This is a genomic window from Streptomyces doebereineriae, from assembly GCF_031845645.1.
Lineage (GTDB): Bacteria > Actinomycetota > Actinomycetes > Streptomycetales > Streptomycetaceae > Streptomyces > Streptomyces canus.
Genome location: NZ_JAVREZ010000006.1, coordinates 248,597 through 275,419, shown reverse-complemented (window position 1 = coordinate 275,419; position 26,823 = coordinate 248,597). Strand labels below are relative to the sequence as shown.

Below are 26,823 nucleotides of genomic sequence, written 5' to 3'. Positions count from 1 at the left end.
TGATTGATACATTCGCGCAGGACAAGGGCCCGGCCCGAGGAGGATCCCATTCCCACGCTCCGCTTCGGCGTCAACTACACGCCCCGCCACGGCTGGTTCCACGCCTGGCACGACTTCGATCCGGGCCGCGCCCGCGACGACCTGGCCCAGATAGCCGGGCTCGGCCTCGACCACGTCCGGGTCTTCCACCTCTGGCCGCTCCTCCAGCCCAACCGCACGCTGATCCGCACCGCCGCCGTGGACCAGCTGGCGCGGCTGGTCGACCTGGCGGCCGAGGCGGGCCTCGACGTCCTGGTGGACGGCGTACAGGGCCATCTGTCGAGCTTCGACTTCTACCCGGAGTGGACCCGCAGCTGGCACCACCGCAACGTCTTCACCGACCCGGAGGCGATCGACGCCCAGGCGGACCTGCTCCGCACCCTCGGCCGCGCCCTCACCGGCCGTCCGAACCTCATCGGCCTCCAGCTGGGCAACGAGCTCAACAACCTCATCGAGCACAACCCGGCGACGGTGGCCGAGGTCGACCACTACCTGGACACCCTGCTGGCCGCCGCCCGGGACGGCCTGGGCTCCCAGGGCCTGGTCACCCACTCCGCGTACGACGCGGCCTGGTACGGCGACGACCACCCGTTCACCCCGGAGGCCTCGGCCCGCAAGGGCGACCTCACCACGGTCCACCCCTGGGTCTTCTCCGGCGGCTGCGCGAGCCTCTACGGCCCCCGCTCCCCCCAGGTCCTGCATCTCGCCGAATACGGCACGGAACTGGCCAAGGCCTACGCCGCGGACCCGGCCCGCCCGGTCTGGGTCCAGGAAACCGGCGCCCCCGAACCCCACATCCCGGCCGCCGACGCCCCGCACTTCGCCCGCGAGACGATCCTGAACGCATCGGGTTGCGAGAACCTGTGGGGCGTGACGTGGTGGTGCTCCCACGACGTGGACCGCTCACTGGCGGACTTCCCGGAGTTGGAGTACACGCTGGGGTTGTTCGACGCGGAGGGGCGGCCCAAGCCGATCGCTGAGGCGCTGGCGACGACGATCGCCGAACTGCGGGCCGGATCACTGCCGGCTGAGCCACGCGAGACGGCCCTGGTCCTGGCCTGCACGCCGTCCACGCGATCGGCGTCGGGGCCGGGCGGGGCGTACTTCGAGGAGTGGATGAACCTGCGCCAGGAGGGTGTGCGCCCGGCGGTGATACGAGCCGACCGGGCGGAGGACGAGGCGTACCTCGCGGCAAGGGGAATCAAGGAGATCATCAACGCGCCCCTTTAGGGGCGCGGGGAACTGCGCGACCAGCCCCCACCGGCCCGCAGACACGTCACCGCGCCCCCACCAGAGCCTCTGCCACCGCCCGCAGATTGACCCTCCCCCGCCCGTAAGAACACAACGCACCCCCCTCCGACAGCCCCGTGGCAACCCGCACCACCCCCGGCCGCCGGGCCTCGATCACCTCCCGCATGCGGGCCTGCCAGGGATGCAGGCCCGCATCGCACGTGGCCACGACCAGGGGCGCACCCCCGGCCCTGGCCAGGATGTCCTCGACCGCACCTTCCAGATCGGCGGGCTCCCCGTTGACCGCCGTCCCCGTGGCCGTCGGATCAACAGCGAGCACCGCGGTCAGCAAATCCTCCCCACCCCAGTTCAACGCCGGATGCGGCACCGGAAACAGGTCCACGACATGCGCCCCGGACACGGGCCCCGGCGAAACCTGCCCCCGCAGGGCCCGCCGTGCCGCCTCGAGCCCCGCTCCCGCATCCCATACGGCCACCTCGCTCGCCGGTGTCGCATACCGTTCCACCAGCCGCTCCACCCGCCCCGCGGCCTCCCGAACCCGTTCCTCGCCCAGCACCCCGTCCCGCAGCGCCTCGAGCAGGGCGTCCCGGCACTCCAGCGTCACTCCCAGATCCGCCACGGCGACGATGACCTGGTCCGCTCCGGCGGCGAGGGCGATCCGCGCCCCCGCGGCCTCCCCGTACAGGTCCGCGATCGACTTCATCTCCAGCGCGTCGCTGACCAGCACCCCGTCGAAGTCGAGCTCGTGCCGCAGCAGATCCCCGAGGATGCGCCGACTGAGCGTGGCCGGCCGGTTGGGGTCCAGCGCCGGAAAGACGACATGCGCGCTCATCAGCATCGGCACGCCCGCGGCGATCGCGGCCCGGAAGGGGCCGAGGTCGAGTTCGTCGTACGGCCGCGGGTCGACGGCGAGTTCGTGGTGGCTGTCGGTGAGGGTGCCGCCGTGCCCGGGGAAGTGCTTGGCGCAGGAGGCGATGCCCCGCGCCTCGGTGGCTGCGATCCAGGCGCTCAGGTGCCGGGAGACCAGCTCGGGCTCGGTACCGAAGGCGCGGGTGCGCACGATCGGGTTGCCGGCCTGTCGCTGGATGTCGGCGACGGGGGCGTAGGAGGCGGTGATGCCCAGCGTGGCCAGATGTCCGGCAAGGGCGTCGGCGCAGCGGGCGGTGAGGTCCGGGTCGTCGACGACGCCGAGGGCGTAGGAGCCGGGGACCTCCGGGGCGCCCGCGCTGACCAGGTGGCCGATGCCGCCGCCCTCGTTGTCGATGGCGACCAGCAGGTCCGGCCTCAGCGCCCGCAGCGTGTCGGTGAGCCGGCGCACCTGTTCCGCGTCGCGCACGTTGCGGGTGAACAGGATGACTCCGCCGAGACCGCGGTCGATGAGCCGCTTCAGGGTGTCGGGGACGGCCGTGGTGCCCTCGAACCCGGCGACGAGACAGCGGTGTGCGGCCTCGTCGAGGTCGACGGGCAGGGCGGTGCGGGCAGGCTGGCGCTCGGTGTGGGTCACCCCCGGAATCCTCTGGCTCGTCCAGCCGAAAGTCAACACACCAATGGTTCGGTCATTCATCGCCCCGCGGGGCGGCCGTTCCTCGAGCCGTGTCCCAGCCCAGCCCGTCCGCGGAGGCGACGAGGTGGCCCGGGCCCGTCGGACCGGTGCCGTCCAGGGGGCCGCCGTAGAGCGCCTGCTCCTGGAGATCGTTGCCGGTCCGGAAGGTCTCGCCGACGACCCGCGTGGACAGCAGCGGGTTCACCCGGTCGTCAGTGGTCGCCAACCGGCCCACCGCGCCCTCCAGTTCGGCCGCCGCGGCACTCCAGTGGTCCCCGAGCCGGTCCGGGCCCAGCACCGCCGAGTCACCCGAGACCAGTCCGCCCGCCAGCTCGGCGAAGGCGGCCACCTCGGTGCTGTCGACCTTCGTGACCTTCTTCGCGGACCAGAAGTAGGACGCGTCGTTGCGCTCCATGTCGTAGAAGGCGATGAGGAACTCGTAGAACACCCCGTACTCACGCCGGTATCGCGCCTCGAACTCGGCGAAGCCGCGCTCCTCGGGCACACTGCCGTCGAGTGCCGAGTTGACCGCGCGGGCCGCCAGCAGGGCACCGTAGGTGGCCAGATGGACGCCGGACGACAGCACCGGGTCCACGAAGCAGGCGGCGTCACCGACGAGCGCCATGCCGGGCGTCCAGAAGGACGTCTTCCAGTACGACCAGTCCTTGCGCACCCGCACCTGGTCGTACGGCGGCTCGGTCGCGGCCGGCACTCCGTCGAGCAGTTCGGCGACCTCCGGGCAGGCCCGGATCATGTCCTGCCAGGCAGAGCGCGGATCCCGCTGGACGGCGGCGGTGTGCTCGGGCGAGATCACGGCGCCGACGCTGGTCAGGTCGTCGCGCAGCGGGATGTACCAGAGCCAGCCGGCGTCGAACGCGGCACAGAAGATGTTGCCCCTGTTCGGCTCGGGGAGCCGGCGTCCGCCCGCGAAGTACCCGAACACGGCGAGGTTGCGGAAGAAGTCCGAGTACACCCGCCTCCCGCCCACCCCGGAGTGCACCCGGCTGGTGTTGCCGGACGCGTCGATCACGTAACGGCCGTACGCGGTACGGGCGTTGCCGTCACCGTCGGTGTACTCGACCCCGCGCACCCGCTCGTCGTCGGCGACGACCCGGCGCACCGTGCTGCCCTCCCGCACCTCGGCGCCGACGCGGGCGGCGTTGCGCAGCAGGATCTCGTCGAACCGGGAGCGCTCCACCTGGAAGGCGGTCGCCGTGGGTTCGGGCAGCCGGGGCGTCATGGAGAAGGAGAACTGCCACGGCTTCGGGTCGCGCCCCCAGCGCAGGGTGCCGCCGCGCTTGAGGGTGAACCCGGCCTCGGCGACCTCCTCGGCGACACCGAGGATGCCGCACAGACCGTGCACGGTCGCCGGCAGCAGCGACTCGCCGATCTGGTACCTCGGGAAGGTCTCCCGCTCCAGCAGCAGCACCCGGTGCCCGCGCATCGCCACGGCGGCCGCGGCGGTCGAGCCGGCCGGCCCGCCACCGACGACGATCAGGTCGTACTCGGGGTCCATCGGGAACTCCACTTCTCGGTCTCGGGGTTACGCGGGTCGTGGGCCTACGCGGGCATCCAGGCGCGGATCGCCGCGGCCGTGGAGTCGGCGTCCTGGTGGACGACGGAATAGTGGTCGCCGGGGACGTCCGCGGTGTCGTGGGGCAGCGGCCAGTGCGGCAGCCAGTCCCCCTCGGGGTCGATCCTCCGCATCTCGGCGGTCGGGCGGCCGCGCAGCAGCAGCGTCGGCACGGGGGACGGCTCGGGGTGCCATCCCTCGAGAACGCGCGCATAGCCGCCGCCCGCGATCAGCAACGAGTCGTCGAACTCCGCGACGACGTCGGCCGGCAGGGCGGCACCGGCGGCCATCAGGGCGAGTGCGCGCGCGTCACCGCGCTGGAGCACGCCCGCGTGGGAGTCGATCAGGACGACACCGGCCGGCGGCTCTCCGGCGGTCGCCAGCCGGCGTGCCACCTCGTGCGCGATCACACCCCCTGCGCAGTAGCCGACCAGGACCACGGGGCCGCCCCGGGCGATCTCCCGCACCGCGTCGGCGTGCACTCGCGCCAGCGTCTCCATCGAGTCCGGCACCGCCCGGCCGGCCCCGAATCCGGGGTGCTCCAGCAGGTACACGTCCCGCTCGCCGGCGAACTGCCGGGCCAGTCCGGCAGGGACGCGCTGGAAGGGTGCGAGGTAGTCGGGGATGTAGGCGAGCGCGGCGGCACTTCCTCCGGTGCCGCTTCGGGCGAGCCGGACGGGCCCGACGGCATGCCGGGCGCGGTCGGCCGCGGTGAAGGACGGCAGGGCGTACGAGGCGACGTACCGCAGGGTCATCGCCTCCAGCGGGCCCTGCTCGCCCAGGACGCGGTGGTAGAGGGTGCTGAACCGGTAGGCGGACGGTGGTACTTGAGCCGTCGTCTCCGTCACCGGGGTGCCCTCCGGCTCCTTCGGCTCCTTTGGTTCCGGCAACGCACCCGCCTGCCCCAACGCGTCGAGGAGGTGCGCCGACAGCCCCTCCAGCGTCGGATGCTCGAGGACGACCGTCGATGCCAGCCGCACCCGCGTGAACGCGCTGAGCCGGTTGCGGAACTGAAGGGCCGTCAGCGAGTCGAAGCCGAGCTGTCCGAACTCCCGGTCGGCGGGGAACGCGTCCGCGTCCGGGAAACCGAGCACCGCGGCCAGTTCGGCGCGGAGCAGACCCGCCAGCACACGGGCGCGGTCGGCCTCGGGAGTCGCCGCGAGCCTCTTGCGCCAGGCACCGGGAGCCTGGTCGGTCGCCGGTGCCGCGGCGACCGGTGCCGGACGCGGCGGAAGCAGGTCGGCGAGCACCGGCGGCAGGGTCGAGCCGCTCGCCGTGGCGCGGGCGAACGGGACGGGCACCAGCACCGGTTCCGCCGTGCGCAGCGCGGAGTCCAGCAGTTCGACGCCCGTCTGCTCGGTGACCGCGGGCACCTCGCCCTCGGCCGGAAGGTTCGGCGCGACCCGGCCCGCCATGCCCTCGCCGTGCGCGGTGGTCCAAGGGCCCCACGCGAGGGACTGCGCGGGCAGCCCGCGGGCGGTCCGGTACTCGGCCAGCGCGTCGAGGAAGCCGTTGGCGGCCGCGTAGTTGGACTGTCCCGGCCGGCCCAGCACACCGGCGGCCGAGGAGTACAGCACGAACGCGGACAGTCCCAGGTCCTCGGTCGCCTCGTGCAGATGCCAGGCGGCGTCCGCCTTGGGCGCCAGCACCTCGGCCACCCGCTCCGGCGTCATGCCGTCCACCACGCCGTCGGCCACCACTCCGGCCAGATGGAACACGCCGGTCAGGGGTGGACTGCAGGACCCGACCAGTGCGTCGACGACCGCCCGGTCGCTCACGTCACAGGCCACCACCCTTACGGCCGCGGGCAGTTCGGCCGCCCAGTCGGGAGTACGGCCACTGCGGCTCGCCACCAGCAGGTGCCGTGCCCCGTGTTCGGCCACGAGGTACCGGGCGAGGCTCGCGGCGAGCGCACCCGTGCCGCCGGTGATCAGCACGGTGCCGTCGGGGTCGAGGGCGGGTGGCGGGGCGCTCGCAGGGCCTGCGGTGACCAGCCTGGGCACCAGGACCGTGCCGTCGTGCAGGGCGAGTTGGGGTTCGCCGGTGCGCAGGGCCGCGTCCAGTGCCGCGGGCGTGGCGGTGCCGCCGCGGAGGTCGACCTGCACGATCCGGCCGGGGTGCTCGGACTGGGCGCTGCGCAGGAACCCGGTCACCGCGGCCTGCGCCGGATCCGGGTCGTCCCCGGTGGCGTGGTGGGTGAGTACCAGCAGACGGCCCGGCCGGGGGCCGGCGACCCAGTCGCGTACGCGGGCGAGGACGGCCGTGACGAGGTCACGGGCCCGGCCCGGCATGTCCTCGCAGGACCCGGCCGACGGGTGTGCCGCATCGAGCAGTTCGTACGCGGTGTCGGCGTGTCCGGCTTCCGTGGCGGGCCGCCAGGCCACCTTGTACAGCTCGGTGGGCCGGACTTTCACCACCCGGGTGACCAGGGACTCGACGGTGGCCAGGGGCCGCCCGTCCATGCCGGTCAGCGTCACCCGTACCTCGTCGGGTCCGAGCCGCTCCAGACGCGCCCTCGCGGCGGTGGCGCCGGTCGCGTGCACGCTCACTCCGGTACAGGCGAGCGGAACCCGCGCCTCGCCCGGGCCCGCGGCCAGCAGCGCGGCGTGCAGGGCCGCGTCGAACAGCGCGGGATGCAGGGTGTACGAGCCGGCCTCCGCCGCCTCCTGCGGCTGAAGTGCCAGCTCCGCGAACGTCTCGGCGCCGCGCCGCCAGAGCCTGGTGACCGCGCGGAAGGCCCGGCCGTAGTGGTGGCCGTACGCGGCGGGCCGCGCATAGTCGACGGCGAGCTCCTCGGCGCCGGCGGGCGGCCAGGGCGTGTCCTGAGCGGCGGCGGGTGGTGTGCCTGCCACGGCGACCGACGCCTCGGCATGGCGGGTCCACGTCGTGCCCGTGCGTGCCCACACGGTGACCGGGCGGTTCCCCTCCTGATCCGGGGTGTCCGCGACCACCTGGATCGGCACCTGCTCCGACACGGGCAGCACCAGCGGCTCGTGGAGGACCAGCTCGGACAGCCGTGGCGAGCCCTCCGCCGTGCCTGCCCCGGCCGCCCGGAACGCCAGCTCGGCGAAGACCGTCGCGGGCACCAGCACCCGGTCGCCGATCACATGGTCCGCGAGCCAGGGCTGCCGCGTGGTGGACAGCACACCGCTGTAGCGGGTCCGGGGCCCGTCGGCGTCCGGCTGCGCCGGTCCGACCAGCTTCCGGTCGTCACCGCTGTCGTCGCCCCGCACGTCGAGCCAGTAGCGCTGCCGCTGGAAGGGGTACGTCGGCAACGGCCGCCGCCGGGCGCCGGTCCCGGCGTACACGGACCGCCAGTCCACCGGCACACCGTGGACGTGCAGCTCCGCCAGGGCCACGGCCGTCTCGGCAGCGGACGTGAACAGGGCCCCGGAGTCCGGCTCGACGCACTCCTCGGCCGCCGCGCTCAGCGCAGCCGACGGTCCGGCCTCCACGTACGCCGTCACCCCCGCCCCCGCCAGCCACCGCACCGCGTCGGCGAACCGCACGGTCTCGCGTGCCTGGCGTACCCAGTACTCGGCGGTCCGGATCGCGTCCGGCTCCGGGCGGCCGGTCAGCGTCGACACCACCGGCAGGGAAGGCCGGTGGTAGGTGACCGACTCGGCGACCTCCCGGAACTCCTCCAGCATCGGGTCGAGCAGCGGCGAGTGGAAGGCGTGGCTGACCTTCAACCTGGTCGCCGTCCGCCCGAGTCGAGCCGCCAGGGCGGACACCGCCTCCTCTTCGCCGGACAGCACCACGGACTCGGGGCCGTTGACCGCCGCGACGGCGACCCGGGCACCAGGCACCTCGTCGAGCCGTTTCACCACGTCCGTCAGGGGCGCCCGTACGGCGAACATCGCTCCGCCTGTGGGGAGTGCGGCCATCAGCCGGCCCCGCGCGGCCACCAGCCGTACCGCGTCGGACCGCGAGAGGACGCCCGCGATGTGGGCGGCGGCCAGTTCGCCGATCGAGTGGCCGACCAGGAAGTTGGGCCGTACCCCGCAGTCGGCGAGGAGGGTGTGCAGCGCGACCTCGTAGGCGAACAGGGCGGGCTGGGCGTAGTCGGTGCGGTGCAGGAGATCGCTGTCGGGGTCGTCGATCACCTCGCGCAGGGGTAGGCCCAGCAACGGGGTGAAGGCGTCGCACAGTTCGGTGAACGCCTTGGCGAACGCGGGGAAGGCGGCGGCCAGTTCCCTGCCCATACCGGTCCGCTGGGCGCCCTGGCCCGCACAGAGCAGCGCCACCTTGGAGGTGCCGCGCACGGTGCCCTTGCGCAGTGCGGGGCTGTCGGCGCCGTCGGCCAACTCCCGGAGCCCGGCGAGGAGTCCGTCGGCGTCGGCGGCCAGCACGGCGGCGCGGCGCGGGAGCGGAGTCCGGGTGGTGGCGAGCGAGTACGCGACATCCAGGGCGGCCGCGTCACCCTGCACGTCGGCGAGAGCAGCCGCCAACTCCCTCGCGTGGGCCCGGAGTCCGGCCTCGTCGCTGCCGCTGACGAGCCAGGGGGCGGCGGTGCGCGGGCCGCTGGAGCCGACGTTCCGGGGTTCCTCCTCGGCTTCCTCCGGCTCCTCGATGATCACGTGCGCGTTGGTCCCGCCGATCCCGAACGAGGAGACCGCCGCCCGGCGCGGCCGGTCACGCTGCGGCCAGGGCCGGGCCCGGTCCAGCAGCCGTACCGCCCCGTCGGACCAGTCGACGTGCGGCGACGGCTGCCCCGCGTACAGCGACCTGGGCAGTTCGCCGTGGCGCATCGCCTCGATCATCTTGATGACGCCGGCCACCCCGGCCGCGGCCTGGGTGTGCCCGAAGTTCGACTTGACCGAGCCCAGCCAGACGGGGTCGTCCGGTTCCCGGTCCCGGCCGTAGGTGGCCAGCAGGGCGCCCGCCTCGATGGGGTCGCCGAGCGCGGTCCCGGTGCCGTGGCCCTCGACGGCGTCGACGTCGGCCGTGCGGAGTCCGGCGTCGGCCAACGCCAGCCGGATCAGCTCCCGTTGAGCCTCGCCGTTCGGGGCTGTGAGGCCGTTGGACGCGCCGTCCTGGTTGACGGCGGAGCCCCGCAGCACCGCCAGAACCGGGTGGCCGTTGCGCCGGGCGTCGGACAGCTTCTCCAGCAGCACCAGGCCGACCCCCTCGGCCCACGCGGTGCCGTCCGCGCCGTCCGCGAAGGACCGGCAGCGGCCGTCCGCCGACAGCCCGCGCTGCCGGCTGAACACCACGAACGGCTTGGGACTGGCCAGGACGGTCACCCCGCCGGCCAGCGCGAGGGTGCACTCGCCCGCGCGCAGCGCCGCGGCGGCCAGGTCCATGGCGACGAGGGAGGACGAGCAGGCCGTGTCGACGGTCAGGGCCGGGCCGCGCAGGCCCAGCACGTAGGAGATCCGTCCGGAGGCCACGCTGCCCGCCGAACCGGCACCGAGGTGCGCCTCCAGCGGGTGCTGCGACGCCCCGCCGCCGTATCCGCCGTGCATCAGACCGACGTAGACGCCGGTGGCGCTGCCGCGCAGCGAGGGCGCGGGGATGCCCGCACGCTCCAGCGTCTCCCAGGCGACCTCCAGCAGCAGCCGGTGCTGCGGGTCCGTGGCGGTGGCCTCGCGCGGCGAGATACCGAAGAACAGCGGGTCGAAGTCGGCCGCGTCGGTGAGGAAACCGCCGCGTCGGGTGTACGTCGTCCCGAGCCGGTCGGGGTCGGGGTGGTACAGGGCGTCGACGTCCCAGCCCCGGTCGGCCGGGAACTCGCCGGTGGCGTCCACGCCGTCGGACACCAGCCGCCAGAGATCCTCGGGCGAGCGCACCCCGCCCGGGTAACGGCAGCCGACGGCCACGATCGCGATCGGCTCCGCGGCGGGGCCGCGGCGCGGCTGTGCCGTCTCGCGGGAGCCGCCGTGGAGGCGCTCGTCCAGGTGGGCGGCGAGCGCGGCGGGGGTGGGGTGGTCCCAGACCAGGGTGGCGGGCAGCCGCAGTCCGGTGCGGAGGCTGAGCCGGTGCCACAGGTTCATCGCGCCCATGGAGGTGAGACCAAGGTCGGCGAAGGCGGTGTGGGGGTCGATCGCCGCCGCGTCGGTGACGGGCGCCTCACGGCCGCCGGCGGCCGGGGCGAGCGCGGGCGTACCACCGGCCACCGACCCGTCGGAAGCGACCGGCTCGCCGACGGCCTCCGCCCCACCGATCGCCGCCGTCTCCGCGCACACCAGCTCGGTCAGTGCCGCCCGCCGCTCCGCCGGGGTGCGGTCGGCGAGGCCCGCGAGGGTCTCCTCGGCCGGGCGTGCGGCGAGGCCTTCTCTGAGGACGGCCCGCCGCGGCTTGCCGGCCGCGGTGCGCGGGATGGCCGGGGTGAACAGGACATCGTCGGGCACCTTGTGCGCGGAGAGCACCTCGGCGCACGCCCGCAGCAGGGCACCCGTGTCGAGGCCCCGCTCCCCCGGTACGACGAACGCGACCGGGACCTCTCCGAGCAGCGGGTGCGGCCGCGCCACCACGGCCGCGTCCAGCACTCCGGGCAGCCCGCGCAGCACCTGCTCGACCTCGACGGGGTCGACGTTCTCGCCACCGCGGACGATCCGGTCGTTCACGCGTCCCGTGACGGTCAGAGCTCCGTGCTCACCGAACCGCCCCAGGTCACCGGTGCGGTACCAGCCCTCCCCGGCCACCGCGTCCCCGTCGTGGTAGCCGAGCATGACGCCGGGCCCGCGCACCCAGATCTCGCCCTCGGCGCCGACGGCCTCCTCCCCGGTCCCGGGGTCGGCGAGCCGCACCTCCATGCCCGGCAGCACCGCCCCGCTGCTCCCCCGCACCCGCGGCCCCGCCAGTGACTCCATGGCGATCTTGCCGCAGGTCTCGGTGCTGCCGTATCCGTCGAGCAGGGGCGCCCCGAGCCGCCCCTCGACCCGCTCCCGCAGCTCCGGCTCGCTCGGCGCCCCGGCGGTGACGCACACCCGCAGCGAGGGCACTTCGCCGAGTCCGGCGTCGAGCAACTGCTGGTAGGTGAGGGGCACTCCGCCCAGAACCGTCGGAGCGAACTCGTCGATGAGCCGTAACAGCGCGGCCGGTTCCCGCACCGCGGTGATCCGCGCGCTGCCGCCCGCCACGGTCGTGCCGAGCACGCAGAGCGAGTGGGCGTAGGTGTGCGCGAGCGGCAGCGGCCACAGCAGCCGGTCGTCCGCCGCCAGCCCCAGCCGGGGCACATAGCAGGCGACCGGCGACCAGAGCGCGGACCGCTGACTGGCGACGGCGGCCCGGGGAGTGCCCGAGGTGCCGGAGGTGTAGAGCAGCCAGGCGGGCTCGTCCAGACCGAGATCGTCGCGCGGTTCGGGTGAACGGCCGCCCGCCACCAGGTCGTCGAAGTGCACGACCCCCTCCGGCACCGGCCCCTCGCCGGTCACCACCAGTCGCGGCGACCGCTCCCCGACCACACTGGCGATCCGGGCCAACTGCCGCCGGTCGACGACCAGTACCTCCGGATCACAGTCCGCGAGCAGCGCCGCTAATTCGGCGTGGGTCCCGCGCGGGCTCAACGGCACCCCGACAGCGGCGGCTCGGACCGTCGCGAGCAGCCCCTCGACCAGCTCCACGCTGTTGTCGAGACAGAACGCCACCCTGGCCCCGCGCCCGACGTCCAGCGCACCCGCCAACCGCCTGGTGCGGAGCTCCAGTTCGGCCCAGCTCACCGCCCGGCGGTCGTCGGCGAACGCGAGCTTCCCGCCGTATCGCGAGGAGTTCTCGACCAGCAACTCCACCACGGGCCGGACCTCGGCCACTCCCCCGACGCGCATCGGGCCTCCTTCTGGATCACCGAGTCCGCACCGTATCCCGCCCGCGCGCCCGGCACCGCATCACAAAGAGGGCCCATGTGGCCGGAGTTGATCGGTCGGCGTCCGGAGGAAACGTGACCGGGACCCCTCCGTCAGCCCTCGTCCGCCGTCAACCGCAACGAGATGCTGTTGATGCAGTACCGCTGGTCGGTGGGCGTCGGATACCCCTCACCCTCGAACACGTGTCCGAGATGCGAGCCGCAGCGGGCGCAGCGGACCTCGGTGCGGACCATGCCGTGGGAGCGGTCCGCGATCAGTTCGACCGCGTCGGTGTCCTTCGGGTCGTAGAAGGACGGCCAGCCGCAGTGGGACTCGAACTTCGTGGTGGAGGTGAAGAGTTCGGCCCCGCAGGCGCGACAGGAGTACACGCCCGTGGTCTTGCTGTTGGTGTATTCACCGGTGAAGGCGGGCTCCGTCCCGGCCTGACGGAGTACGGCGTACTCGGCCGGGGTCAGCTCCGCACGCCACTGCTCGTCCGGCTTTTCGACGTCGTACGACATGAAGCTCAGCCCCTTACTTCGCGAGACGGTCCAGGATCAGCGGGCCCAGGTCCGTCACGTCACCCGCGCCCATGGTGAGAACGAGATCACCGGCCTTCGCCATTCCCGCGACCACCGACGCCACGTCCGCCTTGTCGTGGACGGGCGTCACGTCAGCGCCCGCGGCCCGCGCCGCGTCGATGATCAGCTCGCTCGTCACCCCGGGGATCGGGTCCTCGCGGGCCGGGTAGATGTCGAGGACCAGCGAGCCGTCCGCCGCCGCGAGCGCCTCGCCCATCTCCTTGCCGAGCTCCTGCGTCCGCGAGAACAGATGGGGCTGGAAGACGACCAGGATGCGGGCGTCACCGGCCGCCGCCCGCATGGCCTCCAGGTCCGCCGTCATCTCGGTGGGGTGGTGGGCGTAGGAGTCGATGACCTGCACTCCGGCCGCCTCGCCCTTGAGCTGCAGGCGCCGCTTGACGCCCGTGTACGCGGCCAGGGCGGGAGCCAGTTCGGCGGCCGGGACACCCAGCGCGACGCCCGCCGCGAGCGCGGCCACCGCGTTGTGTGCGTAGTGGCGGCCGGGCACGGACACGGTGAAGGTGAGCGGCGAGCCGTCCAGCTCCACGGTGACCTCGCTCTTCAGCCCCTGCGGAACGACCGACAGCACGCGCACCTCGGCGTCCTCGGCGTCGCCGTAGGTCACCACCCTCACGTCACACGCGGTGACGCGCCGGGTCAGCTCCCGCGCGCCCGCGTGATCCGCCGAGATCACCAGCGTGCCGCCCTCGGTGACGCGGTCGACGAACGTCTCGAAGGAGGCGTAGATCTCGTCCATCGACGCGTAGTTGGCGTGGTGGTCGAGCTCGACGTTGAGGACGATCGCGACCTCGGGGGCGTACTTGTGGAAGCTGCGGTCGGATTCGTCCGCCTCGGCGACGAAGATCTCGCCCTCGCCGTGCAGGGCGTTCGAGCCGGGGGCGTCCAGGTCGCCGCCGATCGCGTACGACGGCTTCAGGCCCAGTGCGCTCAGCGAGACGGCCAGCATCGACGTGGTCGTGGTCTTGCCGTGGGTACCGGCGACCGCGATCGGCCGCAGGCCGTCCATCAGCGAGGCGAGGGCGTCGGACCGGTGCACCACGGGGATGCCGAGCTCGGCCGCCCGCGCCAGCTCCGGGTTGTCGGCCCGGATCGCCGACGACACGACCACGCAGGTGGCGTCGGACGCCAGGTGCTCCGCCGCGTGCCCGATGTGCACGGTCGCGCCCAGCGCCCGCAGCGCCTCGGCGGTCGGGGAGTCCTTGGCGTCACTGCCGGCCACCTTCGCCCCACGCTGCGCGAGGATCTTCGCGATACCCGACATCCCGGCCCCACCGATCCCGATGAAGTGCGGTCGGTCCATGGCGGTAGGAAGGCCGGGGGCCATGTGGTGTCTCCCTGTGCATACGGCTACGGCGAAGGCCCCAGCTTATTGCCTGCGGCGAGCGCGGCCGGCCCCTACTCCTTGCTGTGCGAGAACAGCTTCAGCACCGGCACGCCCACCTTGTGCCGCGCTCTCGACGCCCAGTCCCGGTGGAAGAACTCCTCCACGTAGTGGGGATCGGTCAGCACGATCACCTCGTCGGCCCCGGTCTCCTCCACCATCGCCCTGAGCGCGTCCAGCGGATGGTCCTCGATCAGCTGTCCGTCCGCCTCGCTCCCGGTAACCCGCAGCGCCTGGAGAGACACCTCCAGCGCCCGCTGCCCGAAGGGCTTCGCGGCCTGACCCTCGGGGGTCTCCCGCTCCCGTACGGCCTCGTCCAGCTCGCCCAGCGCCACGTCGTCGATGGCCCGCAGCAGGCGGTCGGCCTGATCCCCCCGCGGCTGGAGCAGCACATGGAACGCGACCGACTCGTCACCGTGCAAGGTGGTGACGAACTCCACGTCGGCGGACGTCAGGGCCTTCTCGATCATCAAAACGCTTGTGAACACCGGGCGTCCCCTTCTCCTACGCTCTGCGGAAACCATCCTGCCCCGTGGTCGCACGGTACTGCCGGATTGAGTGTGCCCGCCGGAAGCAAGCGGAACGACAGATTCCATCGATGTCGACGTCAGCGGTACCGCTCGTACCCGCATCCGCGCGGTCAAGCCCTGCGGTACCTGCTGTAGAGGAACCCGTCCTCCTCCAGCAGGGAGTCCAGTGCGAACCGGGCCGGCACCGCCACCGACGGCCCCCCGGCGATCCGCTGCGCGTCCCCCGCGGTGAGCATCGGGGACAGGGTCAGACAGAGCTCGTCGAGCACTCCGGCGGCCACCAGCTGGCCGAGCAGCCGGGGGCCGCCCTCGGTCAGCAGCCGGGTGTGTCCCAGCTCGGCGAGCGCCCGTACCGCCCGCGCGGGGTCCACGCCGACACCGTCCCCGGCGATCACCACGCGCGCGCCCGCCTTCTCGGCCGCGGCGATCCGGTCCGGGGCGGCCGCTGCGCCCGTGAGGATCAGCGTGGGCACCAGGGGCGAGGTGTACAGCGGGAGGGAGAAGTCCAGGTCCAGGCTCGCGGTGACCACCGCGATCGCCGGGACCGGGCCCTGTCCGGCCGCCTCGCGCAGCTCCGCGAACTCGTCCCGCATGCGCGCGGGCCGGTACCCCTCCTGGCGGACCGTTTCCGCACCGGCGATCACCACGTCCGCCAGTGCTCTCAGCGTTCCGAAGATCCGCATGTCGGTCGCGGTGGAGATGGGCTGCGAACGGCCGTCGTGCTGGGCGGCCCCGTCGATCGTGGACACCATGTTGGCGCGCAGCCACACCTCCGGGGTCCCGGGGCCGGGCCCTGGCTCGGGATACGCGTACGCGGCGGCCAGCTCGGCGAGGCCCCACTCGTGGTCGGCCCCCTCCGGGCTCCGGGTCGCTGTCTCGTCGGTCACAGGGAACAGGCGTCGCATGTCGTGCAGTGTGGCACGGCCCTTAGCATGGTGAACCGTGTCTACTTCCCCCGCCGCGTCCGGGTTCGGCTCCATGGCCGACACCGCCCCGCTCTCCCTGTGCGACCGTGAGCCGCACGTCCCCGCGGACCGGCTGGTCGCCGAGATGGTGCCGCCGCCGCGGTTCGACTCGGTGCGTTTCGACACGTACATCCCGGACCCGAACCAGCCCAGCCAGACCGAGGCCGTCCGGGTCCTCGCGAATTTCGCGGCGGGCCTCTCCGGCGCACACGCGGTCGGCGGCGGCAACCGCGGCTTCCTCGGTTTCGGAAAGTTCGGGAAGGCCAAGGCGGCCAAGACCCCGGCAGGCCCGCGCGGCGTCTATCTCGACGGCGGCTATGGCGTCGGCAAGACCCACCTGCTGGCCTCGCTCTGGCACGCCACCCCGGCCGAGCCCTCCCTCAAGGCCTTCGGCACCTTCGTCGAGCTGACCAACCTGGTCGGCGCCCTCGGCTTCCAGAAAACGGTCCAGACGCTCTCCGGCCACCGCCTCCTGTGCATCGACGAGTTCGAACTGGACGACCCGGGCGACACCGTCCTGGTCTCCACCCTGCTCGGCAAGCTGGTCGACGCGGGCGTGGCGCTCGCCGCCACCTCCAACACCCTGCCGGGCAAGCTCGGCGAGGGCCGGTTCGCGGCCGCCGACTTCCTGCGCGAGATACAGGGCCTCGCCTCACGCTTCCACCCCCTGCGCATCGACGGCGAGGACTACCGCCACCGCGGGCTGCCCGAGGCGCCGGCGCCCTTCGCCGACGAGGAGGTCACCAAGGCGGCTTACGCCACCGAAGGCGCCTCGCTCGACGACTTCCCGAGCCTGTTGGCGCATCTCGCCAAGGTCCACCCGAGCCGGTACGGCGCCCTGACCGACGGTCTGAAGGCGGTGTGCCTCACGGACGTCCAGCCGGTGCCGGACCAGTCGACGGCGCTTCGGCTCGTGGTGCTCGCGGACCGCCTCTACGACCGCGAGGTGCCGGTGCTGGCCTCCGGGCTGCCCTTCGACCAACTGTTCAGCGAGGAGATGCTGAACGGCGGCTACCGCAAGAAGTACTTCCGCGCGATATCCCGGCTCACCGCGCTGGCGCGCGACGCGAAGGGTCTGGTCGAGGGCGCCTGAGGGCCCTTCTAACGCATCGATTTCACAAGATCAAGAGCCGGTTCGCGCCACGACCCGCCACGCTTCAGCCTCTCTTCAGCTGGAAACGTTAAGTTAACCCTGCAAACAACTTTGCCGGGCTAAGGTGTTTCTTGACCGATCATTGACCAATGCTTGGTCTGGACTAGAAGCGTGAACTGCCGAGAGGGGGGCGCATGTTCCGAGGTGCGACGGTACGGACCGTACTGGCGGTCCTCACCGCCGTCCTTCTCGCGCTCCCCTTCTTCGCATCCACCGAGGGATTCGCAACCGCGCACACCGTCCGTCAGGCCAAGGCCAAAGCTCAGCCCGGAATCAAGCTCTCCGGCAAGGCGGCGCGCGCCGAAGCCTCCGGTAAACGCCACTGCAACCACGCCGGGGACCCGACCGGTCCCCTGCGCACCCGCGACCGGCACCGCTCCGTCGACTTCGCCCCCCAGGGGCCCGAGCGACCGCTGTCGGCTCAGGAGCCGGCGGCCGCGCCCGAGCGGGTGGCAACCGGCGAATTCCCCCTGTCGAGACCCTCGACAGCCCACGCTCCAGCGGCACTTCAAGTGTTCCGCTGCTGACGGCAGAGCAGTTCCCCCCATCTGTTCCCCCACCTGTCATGTAAACCGACGCGCCCTTCGGCGCGCCAGGTAAGCCCGACGCGCCCCCAATTGCGCGCCAGGAGGAGTCACCACATGCAGCCCCTCATCGACAACGCCCGTACGTTCGGACAGCGCCCTGAGGAGTTCGCCAAGCTGGCCGAAGGCCAGTCCCCCCAGGTTCTGTTCATCACCTGCTCGGATTCCAGGGTCGTTCCGGCCCTGATCACGGGCGCCCGCCCGGGCGAGCTCTTCGAGCTGCGCACCGCGGGCAACATCGTCCCCCCGTACGCCTCCGAGCACCCCACCAGCGAGGCGGCCACCATCGAGTACGCCGTGGAGGTGCTGGGCGTCCGCGACATCGTGGTCTGCGGACACTCGCACTGCGGTGCCGTCGGCGCCCTGGTGCGCGGCGACGACCTGGACGCCGTACCGGCCGTGCGCGACTGGCTCCATCACGCCACCCCGCGTCCCGCGGGCGCGGCCGAGGACCCGGCCGTCGCCGAGGGCGTGCAGAGCCACGTCCTGGCCCAGGTACTGCGCCTGCGGTCGTACCCCTTCATCGACAAGAAGCTGGCGGAAGAACAACTGACCCTGCACGCCTGGTACTACGAGGTGCACACGGGCGCGGTACGCGTCCACCGCACCGAGTCCGACGCGTTCGAGGGCCTGTGATCGCCATGATGACCAAATTCCCTCACTTGCGGCAGGACTTCGCCGCCTCCCTGGTCGTCTTCCTGGTCGCGCTCCCGCTCTGCGTGGGTGTGGCCGTCGCCTCCGGCGTGCCGGCCGAACTCGGCCTGGTCACCGGCATCGTCGGCGGTCTGGTCACCGGATTCATGCGGGGCAGCAGCCTCCAGGTCTCCGGCCCGGCCGCCGGTCTGACCGTCCTCGTCTTCGAGGCGGTCAACGAGTTCGGGCTGCCCGCCCTCGGTGTGATCGTGCTGTCCGCGGGAGTGCTCCAGCTCGCCATGGGCGCCCTGAAGCTGGGGCGCTGGTTCCGGGCGATATCCGTCTCGGTCGTCGAGGGCATGCTGGCCGGAATCGGCCTCGTGCTCATCGCCGGCCAGCTCTACTCGGCGGCCGGCCTGAAGGCGCCCACCTCCGGCATCGACAAGATCCTGGGGCTGCCCGGTGCCGCGCTCGACGCGCTCGGCAGCACCACGGCCCTTGCCTCGCTCGCCGTCGGCGCGGGCACCGTGGCGGTCATGGTGCTGTGGAAGAAGCTGCCCAAGAAGGCGCAGACCGTGCCGGGCGCGCTCGCCGCGGTCCTGCTGGCCACGCTGGTCACCCAGGTCTTCGGCCTGTCGATCGCCACCGTCGAGGTGAACGGCCTGCTGGCGTCCATCCAGCCGCCCGGCACCGAGGCGTTCGGCGAGCTGGCCAACCCGGCGATCTTCGGCACCATCCTCGCCTTCACCCTGATCGCCTCCGCCGAGAGCCTGTTCAGCGCCGCCGCGGTGGACCGGCTGCACGACGGTCCGCGCACCGAGTACGACAAGGAGCTCATGGCCCAGGGCGCGGGCAACGCGGTCTGCGGCGCGCTCGGTGCCCTGCCCATGACCGCGGTCATCGTGCGCAGCTCGGCCAACGTCCAGGCGGGCGCGAAGACCAAGGCATCCCGGGTCATGCACGGCGTGTGGCTGCTGCTGTTCGCGGCCCTGCTGCCCTCGACGCTGGCGCTGATCCCGCTGCCCGCGCTCGCCGGCATCCTGGTCCACGCGGGCTTCAAGCTGATCCCCTTCCGGGAGATCGTGTCGCTGTGGCGGGGCCACCGCGGTGAGGCGCTGATCCTGGTGGTCACGGCCGTCTCGATCGTCGCGGTGAACATGTTCGAGGGCGTGCTGATCGGCCTGGCCCTGTCGGTCGTCAAGACCGCCTGGGAGGCCTCGCACCTCAAGCTGGAGATCGTGGACAAGGGCGCGGGCCCCATCCAGGCCCATCTGTCGGGCAACGCGACCTTCCTGCGGCTGCCGAAGATCCTCGACAGCCTGGAGTCGCTGCCCCAGGACCGGCCCGTGGAGCTGGACCTCTCCGGTCTGCACCACCTGGACCACGCCTGCCGTACGGCGCTGGAGAACTGGGCCGAGCGCCACAGCGCGGTCGGCACCGAACCGGTCCGGGTCACCGAGCCCGAGCCGGTGAAGGCCACCGCTCCGTAGCACTCCCCGCCTGGTCCGGGGCCGATCGTGGCCCCGGACCAGGCACCGGGCATATCGTTACAGGAGCAGACATACGGACCTCTGGACGAGGAGGTCGGAATGCTCCAGGAACTGTTGACGGCGGCCGTGGCGGCCGGTGCCGCGGGGTGCGTCTACCTCACGGCGGCGGCCCGGGTCGTCAAGCAGTACGAGCGTGGGGTGGTCTTCCGTCTCGGGCGGCTCGCGGGTAACGTGCGCGAGCCCGGGTTCACGGTGGTCGTGCCGATGGTGGACCGGCTGCACAAGGTGAACATGCAGATCGTCACGATGCCGGTGCCGGCCCAGGAGGGCATCACCCGGGACAACGTGACGGTGCGCGTGGACGCGGTCGTCTACTTCCGGGTCGTCGACGCCGCGAACGCCCTGGTCAAGGTCGAGGACTACAAGTTCGCCGTCTCCCAGATGGCCCAGACCTCGCTCCGTTCGATCATCGGCAAGAGCGAGCTGGACGACCTGCTGTCCAACCGCGAGAAACTCAACGAGGGCCTGGAGCTGATGATCGACAGCCCCGCCGTCGGCTGGGGCGTGCAGGTGGACCGTGTCGAGATCAAGGACGTGTCGCTGCCGGACGCGATGAAGCGGTCGATGGCCCGGCAGGCCGAGGCCGACCGTGAGCGCCGGGCCCGGATCATCAACGCCGACGCCGAACTCCAGGCCTCGAAGAAGCTGGCGGAAGCCGCCAAGGAGATGTCCGAGCAGCCCGCCGCACTCCAACTCAGGCTGCTGCAGACGGTCGTGGCGGTGGCCGCCGAGAAGAACTCGACGCTCGTCCTGCCCTTCCCGGTGGAGCTGCTGCGCTTCCTGGAGAGGGCCCAGGAGCACCCGACCGGCACGTGACGGGCAGGGACACGCTACGCGCGTGGTTCCCGCGGGCCGACCCAGGTGATAGACACAGCGAAGTCACAGTCCTGTCCGCCAGCAGGAAGGTTGCTCCGCCATGTCCGCAACACGACGTCAGGTCCTGGCCCGCTCCGGCGGCTTGGGCGTGGGCATCGCCTTCAGCGGCGCCCTCTCCGAACTCTTCGCCGGCACCGCCGCCGCCCAGTCCCTCGGCCACACCGCCTACGGCCCCCTCGTCCCCGACCCGAAGGGCCTGCTGGACCTGCCGAAGGGCTTCCGCTACAAGGTCCTGTCCCGTGAGGGCGACCAGCTCCGCTCCGGCGAGGGCAAGGTCCCCTCCAACCACGACGGCATGACCGCCCTGCCCGGCAGACACGGTCGCGTCCACCTGGTCCGCAACCACGAGAACCGCCCCACCGCGGCCATCGCCGTCCCCACCGTCAAAGGCCTCACCTACGACCCGGCGGGCAAGGGCGGCTGTACGGCCCTCACGCTGGACTCCCGCAACAACGTGCTGTCGGAGCGGGTCGCCATCGCCGGCACCGCAGTCAACTGCGCGGGCGGTCCCACCCCTTGGGGCACCTGGCTGACCTGCGAGGAGACCGAGGACAAGGCCGGCACCAACGGCTACACCAAGGACCACGGCTTCATCTTCGAGGTCGACCCGGTCGACCCGCACCGCTCCGGGGCCGTCCCCCTCACCGCGATGGGCCGCTTCCAGCACGAGGCCATCGCGATCGACCCGAAACGCGGCATCGTCTACGAGACCGAGGACGCCTTCCTCAAGCCTTTCGGCCTCTTCTACCGCTTCCTGCCCAACCGGCCCGAGGGCGGCCTCGGTTCACTGCGCGCGGGCGGCCGGCTCCAGGCGATGCGGGTGCCCGGAGTGCCGGACCTGTCCGTGGTGCAGGAGACGGGCGCCTGCTTCGAGGGCGTCGAGTGGGTCGACGTACCGGACCCGCTGGCCACCGAAACGCCCGTCCGGCTCCAGGACTTCGGCCCGAAGGGCATCACCCATGCCCAGAAGCTGGAGGGCTGCTACTGGGGCGGGAAGAGCGTCTACTTCGTCTCGTCGTTCGCGCACAGCGCCGAGGGTTCGGCCGCCGACCACTTCGGGCAGATCTGGCGCTACGACCCCTCGGCGCGCCGGCTCACCCTGGTGATCGTCTTCGGCCCGGACACCGACGTCCAACTGCCCGGCGAGTCCCCGGACAACATCTGCCTCGCGCCCAGCGGCGGACTGATGGTGTGCGAGGACGGCAACGGCGCCCAGCACGTCTTCGGCGTGACGCGGCACGGCGAGGTGTACGCCATGGCCCGCGGCCGGCAGAACATCGGCACGCCCGAGGCTCCGGAGTGGGGCGAGTTCGCGGGCGTCACCTTCTCCCCCGACGGGCAGACGATGTACGTCAACTGCTACACGCCCGGGACGACCTTCGCGGTGACGGGCCCCTGGCGCCGGTAGCCGCCCAGCACGACGGCTGGCGCGCCCCGGTCCCTCGGCGCAGGATCGAGGGGGCCGGACCCGGACCGGAAGGGGTGTGCCATGTCGAAGAGCGACTTGCAGGGCCGTATGACGAAGAAGGGCTCCACGGCCGGCGACGGCCTCGCCCTGCGTGAGCTGCTGCGGGTACCCGGCGGCAAGCCGATGGACCTCGCCTCCTACGACACCCGGAAGACCCCGGCCGGCCCCCGTGACAAGCCGGCGGGCCTGGCCGCGATGACCGATCTGGCCACCCCGCTCGCCGACCTGCAGGAACGCCTGTGGGCGGCGAGCACGGCGGGCGACCGGCGCCGGGTCCTGCTGGTGCTGCAGGGCATGGACACCAGCGGCAAGGGCGGCACGGTCAAGCACGTCATCGGTCTGTTCAACCCGTCCGGCTGCCGCATCCACGCCTTCAAGGCACCCACGCCCAAGGAACGGGCGCACCCCTTCCTCTGGCGCATCAAGAAGGCCCTCCCGCAAGCCGGTGAGCTGGGCATCTTCGACCGCTCGCACTATGAGGACGTCCTCGTCGCCCGCGTCCGCGCCCTCGCCCCGGCCGCCGAGATCGAGCGCCGCTACGACGAGATCAACCGCTTCGAGAGGTCCCTCGCCGGCAATGGCGTCACCGTGATCAAGTGCTTCCTGCACATCTCGTACGACCAACAGCGCGACCGCCTGCTCAAGCGCATCGACCGCCCGGACAAGCACTGGAAGTTCCACGTCTCGGACATCGACGACCGCGCCCTGTGGCCCGCCTACCAGCAGGCGTACGAGCTGGCACTGGAACGCTGCTCGACCCCGCACGCCCCGTGGTACCTGATCCCCGCCGACCGCAAGTGGTACCGCAACTGGGCGATCAGCCGACTCCTTCTCGAACACCTGTCGGGACTGGACCCGCGCTATCCGAAGGCGGACTTCGACGTGGAGGAAGCACGCAGGCGCCTGCTCGAAAAGTGACTCCCGGGGTACTCGGGGCGCATGACCGAGAACCGGCACGTCAAGGGCTCGTACTGGCTGGAGACGGCACCCGGTGGGCCCCGGCCGCCGCTGACCGAGGACCTCGACGTCGACGTAGCCGTGATCGGCGCCGGCATCGCCGGGCTGAGCACGGCATGGGAACTGACGCGGGCCGGGCGCCGAGTGGCGGTCCTGGAGGCCGGGCAGGTGGCCGCGGGGGTCACCGGGCACACCACCGCCAAGCTGACCGCCCTGCACACACTGATCTACGACAAGCTGCGCCGCACCCGCGGCCCCGAGGGCGCCCGGCTGTACGCCCGCTCGCAGAGCGAGGCGATCGAGCGGGCCGCCGGGATCGCGGACGAACTGGGCGTCGACTGCGACTGGGAGCAGCGCAGTGCCTACACCTACGTCACTGACGCGAGCCGCGTCGACGAGCTGCGGGCCGAGGCGGCGGCCGCGCGGGAGGCGGGGCTGCCCGCTTCGTTCGTGACGGAGACCGGGCTGCCGTTCCCCGTGGCGGGCGCGGTGCGGGTGACCGGGCAGGCGCAGTTCCATCCGCGCAAGTACCTGCTGGCCCTGGCCGAGGACCTCGTCGCCTCCGGCGCGGCGGTCCACGAGCACACGGCCGTCCTGGGCCTCGAAGAGGGCGAGCCGTGCCGCCTGACGACCGACACGCGGGCGACGGTGACGGCCCGGGACGTCGTGGTCGCCACCCATTACCCGATCTTCGACCGTGCCCTCCTGTTCACCCGGCTCTCCCCGCGCCGCGAGCTGGTCGTCGCCGGGACGATCGACCGGGAACGGGATCCGGACGGCATGTACATCACGCCGGAGGAGGGCACCCGCTCGGTCCGTACGGCTCCCTGGGACGCCGACCGGCGCCTGCTCATCGTCACCGGGGAGCACTTCACGCCCGGCACTGGCGACACCCGGAGCCGTTTCGACCACCTGGGTGCCTGGGCTTCCCGGCACTTCCCCGACGTGGACCTCACCCACGCCTGGGCCACCCAGGACAACGACCCCACGGACACCGTGCCGCTCGTCGGCCCCCTGCACCCGGGTGCCAGGCACACCTACGTCGCCACCGGCTTCGGCGGCTGGGGCCTGAGCGGCGGAATCATGGCGGGAACCCTGCTCACGGCCCAGATCACCGGCGAGAAGTGCGCGTGGAGCGACCTGTACGACCCGCGCCGCCTGCGCTCGGCGGTCCGCGAGGCCCCGTCCTTCCTCAAGACCCAGGCAAAGGTGGCCGGCCACTTCGTCGGCGACCGGCTGCGTCCCTCACCCCCGCTGGAGTCCCTCCCGCCCGGCGAGGGCGCGGTCGTCCGGGTGAACGGCGACCGTCTCGCGGTGTACCGGGACGACGAAGGCGCCCTGCACGCCGTCTCCCCGCGCTGCACCCACCTCGGCTGCCTGGTCTCCTTCAACGGTGCCGAGGACGCCTGGGAATGCCCCTGCCACGGCTCCCGCTTCGACACGAACGGCAAGGTGATCCAGGGCCCGGCGACCAAGCCGCTGGAACGGCGGGACATCTGAGCGGGTGACGTTGCGGCCGGGGTGAGAGGGAAATAGTACAGTTCACCCTATTTTCGTACGGTGATCACTCTTGTACGACGAGTCACCGCCGCCTGCGTCCTCAGCGCCGCCCTCGCCTCCTGCGCCGCCACCCCGCAGCCCGTCCGCCCGGCCCCCTCCGCGACCACCACCGCTCCTTCCGCGCCCCCGACTCTCGCCCCCGGCCCCGGCGGTCTGACGCCCGTCTTCAAGAACGGGTCCCGTACCCACGGCAGGACCGTCGCGCTCACCTTCGACGCCGACATGACGGCGGACCAGGGGGCGCGGGCGGCAGCAGGCGAGCACTTCGACAATCCTGGGCTGATCGCGGCCCTGCGGGCACTGAAGGTGCCGACCACCGTGTTCATGACCGGACGGTGGGCCGAGCAGTATCCGGAGCAGGCCCGTTCCCTCGGGCGGGACCCGCTCTTCGAGGTCGCCAACCACTCCTACAGCCACTACGCCTTCACCGGCGACTGTTACGGGCTGCCGACGGTCTCCGGTGACCGGATGCGGGCGGATGTGGAGCGGGCGTACGCGGCGTTCCGGAGGGCGGGGGTGCCGGATGCGCGGCCGTACTTCCGTTTTCCCGGCGGGTGCTACGACCGGCGGGCACTGAAGGCGCTGACCCCGGTCGGTGTGACCGCCGTCCAGTGGGACGTGGTGAGCGGGGACGCGTTCGCGACGGACGCGGAGGCGGTGACCCGACAGGTGCTGGAGGGGGTGCGGCCGGGATCGGTCGTGGTCATGCACTGCACGCGCAGTGCCGCGCCGACGACGGAGCGGGTGGTGCGGACGGTCGTGCCACAGCTGCGTGAGCGGGGGTTCCGGTTCGTGAAGGTGTCGGAGCTGATCGGGTCCTAGGCTGGAGGTATGAGCGAGGACTACTGCACGATCGGCAACGTGCCGAAGCCTCCGGTCGCCGACGGGCCGCCGTTTGCGGAGTGCGTGCTGTGCCGGAAGCCGACGGAGTATCCGGAGTCGTACAAGGGGATCACCCTGTGCCCGGTCTGCGAGTGGCAGGAGGCTCAGCGGACGGCCTGCTCCGGGTGACCTTAAGGTTGTCCGGGTGAGCCACGACGTGACCCCCTCGACCGACAGCCCCTTCCGCTCCGAGCCGACCGCACGCGACCAGGCACCCCAGTTCGTGCTGCCCCTGGTCGTGCGTATCGAGAAGACGGCTCCGCCTGCTCGCACCGACGCTCTCGAGACCGCCGCCCGCGCCGTTCTCGTCATGCTCAGCGACGAGCGTTCCGTCGGTGACGGGGAGTGGGCCGAGGCCGTGCGGGACTGGCAGGACGCCCGGATCAGGAAGGTCGTACGGCGGGCGCGGGGCGCCGAGTGGCGGCGGGCCGAGGGGTTGCCCGGGATCACCGTGACGGGGAAGTCGGCGGAGGTACGGGTGTTCCCGCCGGTGCCGCTCGACGGCTGGCCGAAGGATCTGGCCAGGCTCCAGGTCTCCGGCACCGACCTCGACGACCCCGAACCGCCGGTGGCCGCGGACGGGACGGCGCCCGTGCTGTGGCTCAATCCGGACCTCGACATGTCGGCCGGCAAGGCGATGGCCCAGGCCGGTCACGGCGCCCAACTGGCCTGGTGGGAACTGTCGGACGAGGAGCGGGCCGCCTGGCGGGACGCCGGGTTCCCGCTCGCCGTACGGGCCGCGGACCCCGCGCGGTGGGGTGAACTCACCTCCGGCGGACTGCCGTTGGTCCGCGACGCCGGTTTCACCGAGATCGCACCGGGCTCCTGCACGGTCGTCGCGGACCATCCGGCGCTGCGGTGACCCGGGTCGACGGACGCGTCGAGCGGGGCAACCGCACCCGGCGGACAGTGCTGCGGCGGGCCGTCGACATCGCCTCGGTCGAGGGGCTGGAGGCCTTGTCCGTGGGGCGGCTGGCCGGGGAGCTGGAGCTGAGCAAGAGCGGGGTGTTCGCCCTGTTCGGATCCAAGCAGGAGCTGCAGCTGGCGACCGTGCGAGCGGCCTCGCGGATCTTCGTCGCCGAGGTGCTGGAGCCGGTCTCCGAGGCGGCCGAGGGGGTCGAACGGCTGCGGGGGCTGTGCGAGGGCTGGCTCCGTTATTCGGAGCAGCGGGTCTTCCCCGGCGGTTGTTTCTTCTACGGCGTGATGGCCGAGTTCGACGCCCGCGAGGGGCCGGTCCACGACGCGCTCGTCGAGGCCCAGCGTGTCTGGCTCGCCGAGTTGGAGAGGTGCGCCGAGCGGGCGCGGGCCGCGGGTGAGCTGAGCGCGGACACCGATCCGGCGCAACTCGCCTTCGAGGTCGTGGCGTTGATGGAGACGGCGAACGCGATGTCGCTGCTGCACCGTGAGGCCACGCCCTACGCCAGGGCCCGGCGGGGCATCGCGTCACGGCTGCGAACCTGACGCCTGAAGCACTCCGGGATCTCCGGGA

General features: G+C 72.4%; 20 protein-coding genes. 13 read left to right on the top strand and 7 right to left on the bottom strand.

Annotation, left to right across the window (positions count from 1 at the left end; translation table 11 throughout):
* Positions 1 to 3: 3 nt before the first annotated feature.
* Complete coding sequence (locus RNB18_RS19900) at positions 4 to 1,269, top strand: glycoside hydrolase 5 family protein (RefSeq protein WP_311715418.1); 1,266 nt, start codon at positions 4 to 6, stop codon at positions 1,267 to 1,269.
* A gap of 46 nt (positions 1,270 to 1,315) precedes the next feature.
* Here the strand turns inward: RNB18_RS19900 and RNB18_RS19895 are convergent, their stop codons facing one another.
* The 7 genes from RNB18_RS19895 to RNB18_RS19865 form a co-directional block, all read right to left on the bottom strand.
* Positions 1,316 to 2,794 (bottom strand): glycoside hydrolase family 3 protein, encoded by a 1,479-nt coding sequence (locus RNB18_RS19895; protein ID WP_311715417.1) that lies wholly within the window; start codon positions 2,792 to 2,794, stop codon positions 1,316 to 1,318.
* A gap of 52 nt (positions 2,795 to 2,846) precedes the next feature.
* Positions 2,847 to 4,349 carry a tryptophan 7-halogenase gene (locus RNB18_RS19890; RefSeq protein ID WP_311715416.1) on the bottom strand — a complete coding sequence of 501 codons (1,503 nt, stop codon included), beginning with the start codon at positions 4,347 to 4,349 and terminating at the stop codon, positions 2,847 to 2,849.
* 44 nt (positions 4,350 to 4,393) lie between these two features.
* Entirely contained in the window at positions 4,394 to 12,175 is a 7,782-nt protein-coding gene (locus RNB18_RS19885) for a type I polyketide synthase (RefSeq protein WP_311715415.1), read from the bottom strand.
* Between the two features lie 131 nt (positions 12,176 to 12,306).
* Positions 12,307 to 12,714, bottom strand: coding sequence for a peptide-methionine (R)-S-oxide reductase MsrB (gene msrB / locus RNB18_RS19880; RefSeq protein WP_057611153.1), 408 nt, complete (start codon positions 12,712 to 12,714; stop codon positions 12,307 to 12,309).
* A 13-nt stretch (positions 12,715 to 12,727) separates the two neighbouring features.
* Positions 12,728 to 14,119, bottom strand: a complete 1,392-nt coding sequence (murC, locus tag RNB18_RS19875; protein ID WP_311715414.1) for a UDP-N-acetylmuramate--L-alanine ligase — start codon at positions 14,117 to 14,119, stop codon at positions 12,728 to 12,730.
* 71 nt (positions 14,120 to 14,190) lie between these two features.
* Complete coding sequence (locus RNB18_RS19870; RefSeq protein ID WP_311715413.1) at positions 14,191 to 14,664, bottom strand: indole-3-glycerol phosphate synthase; 474 nt, start codon at positions 14,662 to 14,664, stop codon at positions 14,191 to 14,193.
* 152 nt (positions 14,665 to 14,816) lie between these two features.
* Positions 14,817 to 15,611, bottom strand: coding sequence for a pyrimidine reductase family protein (locus tag RNB18_RS19865; RefSeq protein ID WP_311715412.1), 795 nt, complete (start codon positions 15,609 to 15,611; stop codon positions 14,817 to 14,819).
* 73 nt (positions 15,612 to 15,684) lie between these two features.
* Here RNB18_RS19865 and zapE point away from each other — a divergent pair, with 73 nt between their 5' ends.
* The 12 genes from zapE to RNB18_RS19805 all read left to right on the top strand — a co-directional run bounded on the left by zapE (position 15,685) and on the right by RNB18_RS19805 (position 26,795).
* Positions 15,685 to 16,764, top strand: a complete 1,080-nt coding sequence (gene zapE, locus RNB18_RS19860; RefSeq protein ID WP_311715629.1) for a cell division protein ZapE — start codon at positions 15,685 to 15,687, stop codon at positions 16,762 to 16,764.
* 194 nt (positions 16,765 to 16,958) lie between these two features.
* Positions 16,959 to 17,351 carry a hypothetical protein gene (locus RNB18_RS19855; RefSeq protein ID WP_311715411.1) on the top strand — a complete coding sequence of 131 codons (393 nt, stop codon included), beginning with the start codon at positions 16,959 to 16,961 and terminating at the stop codon, positions 17,349 to 17,351.
* Between the two features lie 114 nt (positions 17,352 to 17,465).
* Entirely contained in the window at positions 17,466 to 18,044 is a 579-nt protein-coding gene (locus tag RNB18_RS19850) for a carbonic anhydrase (protein WP_057611157.1), read from the top strand.
* Positions 18,045 to 18,049: 5 nt separating this feature from the next.
* On the top strand, positions 18,050 to 19,531 hold the full coding sequence (locus tag RNB18_RS19845; RefSeq protein WP_311715410.1) for a SulP family inorganic anion transporter: 1,482 nt from the start codon (positions 18,050 to 18,052) through the stop codon (positions 19,529 to 19,531).
* A gap of 99 nt (positions 19,532 to 19,630) precedes the next feature.
* Positions 19,631 to 20,407, top strand: a complete 777-nt coding sequence (locus tag RNB18_RS19840; RefSeq protein WP_311715409.1) for a slipin family protein — start codon at positions 19,631 to 19,633, stop codon at positions 20,405 to 20,407.
* Between the two features lie 100 nt (positions 20,408 to 20,507).
* The gene (locus tag RNB18_RS19835; RefSeq protein ID WP_311715408.1) at positions 20,508 to 21,875 is read left to right on the top strand and encodes a PhoX family protein; all 1,368 of its coding nucleotides are present in this window, start codon (positions 20,508 to 20,510) and stop codon (positions 21,873 to 21,875) included.
* 108 nt (positions 21,876 to 21,983) lie between these two features.
* Positions 21,984 to 22,853, top strand: coding sequence for a PPK2 family polyphosphate kinase (locus RNB18_RS19830; RefSeq protein WP_311715628.1), 870 nt, complete (start codon positions 21,984 to 21,986; stop codon positions 22,851 to 22,853).
* 21 nt (positions 22,854 to 22,874) lie between these two features.
* Positions 22,875 to 24,392, top strand: a complete 1,518-nt coding sequence (locus RNB18_RS19825) for an FAD-dependent oxidoreductase (protein ID WP_311715407.1) — start codon at positions 22,875 to 22,877, stop codon at positions 24,390 to 24,392.
* 60 nt (positions 24,393 to 24,452) lie between these two features.
* Positions 24,453 to 25,274, top strand: coding sequence for a polysaccharide deacetylase family protein (locus RNB18_RS19820; RefSeq protein ID WP_311715406.1), 822 nt, complete (start codon positions 24,453 to 24,455; stop codon positions 25,272 to 25,274).
* A gap of 9 nt (positions 25,275 to 25,283) precedes the next feature.
* The gene (locus tag RNB18_RS19815; protein ID WP_311715405.1) at positions 25,284 to 25,463 is read left to right on the top strand and encodes a hypothetical protein; all 180 of its coding nucleotides are present in this window, start codon (positions 25,284 to 25,286) and stop codon (positions 25,461 to 25,463) included.
* Between the two features lie 16 nt (positions 25,464 to 25,479).
* On the top strand, positions 25,480 to 26,196 hold the full coding sequence (locus RNB18_RS19810) for a peptidyl-tRNA hydrolase (RefSeq protein ID WP_311715404.1): 717 nt from the start codon (positions 25,480 to 25,482) through the stop codon (positions 26,194 to 26,196).
* Positions 26,193 to 26,795 carry a TetR/AcrR family transcriptional regulator gene (locus RNB18_RS19805; RefSeq protein ID WP_311715403.1) on the top strand — a complete coding sequence of 201 codons (603 nt, stop codon included), beginning with the start codon at positions 26,193 to 26,195 and terminating at the stop codon, positions 26,793 to 26,795. Before RNB18_RS19810 ends, RNB18_RS19805 begins: the two co-directional genes overlap by 4 nt.
* Positions 26,796 to 26,823: the final 28 nt, after the last annotated feature.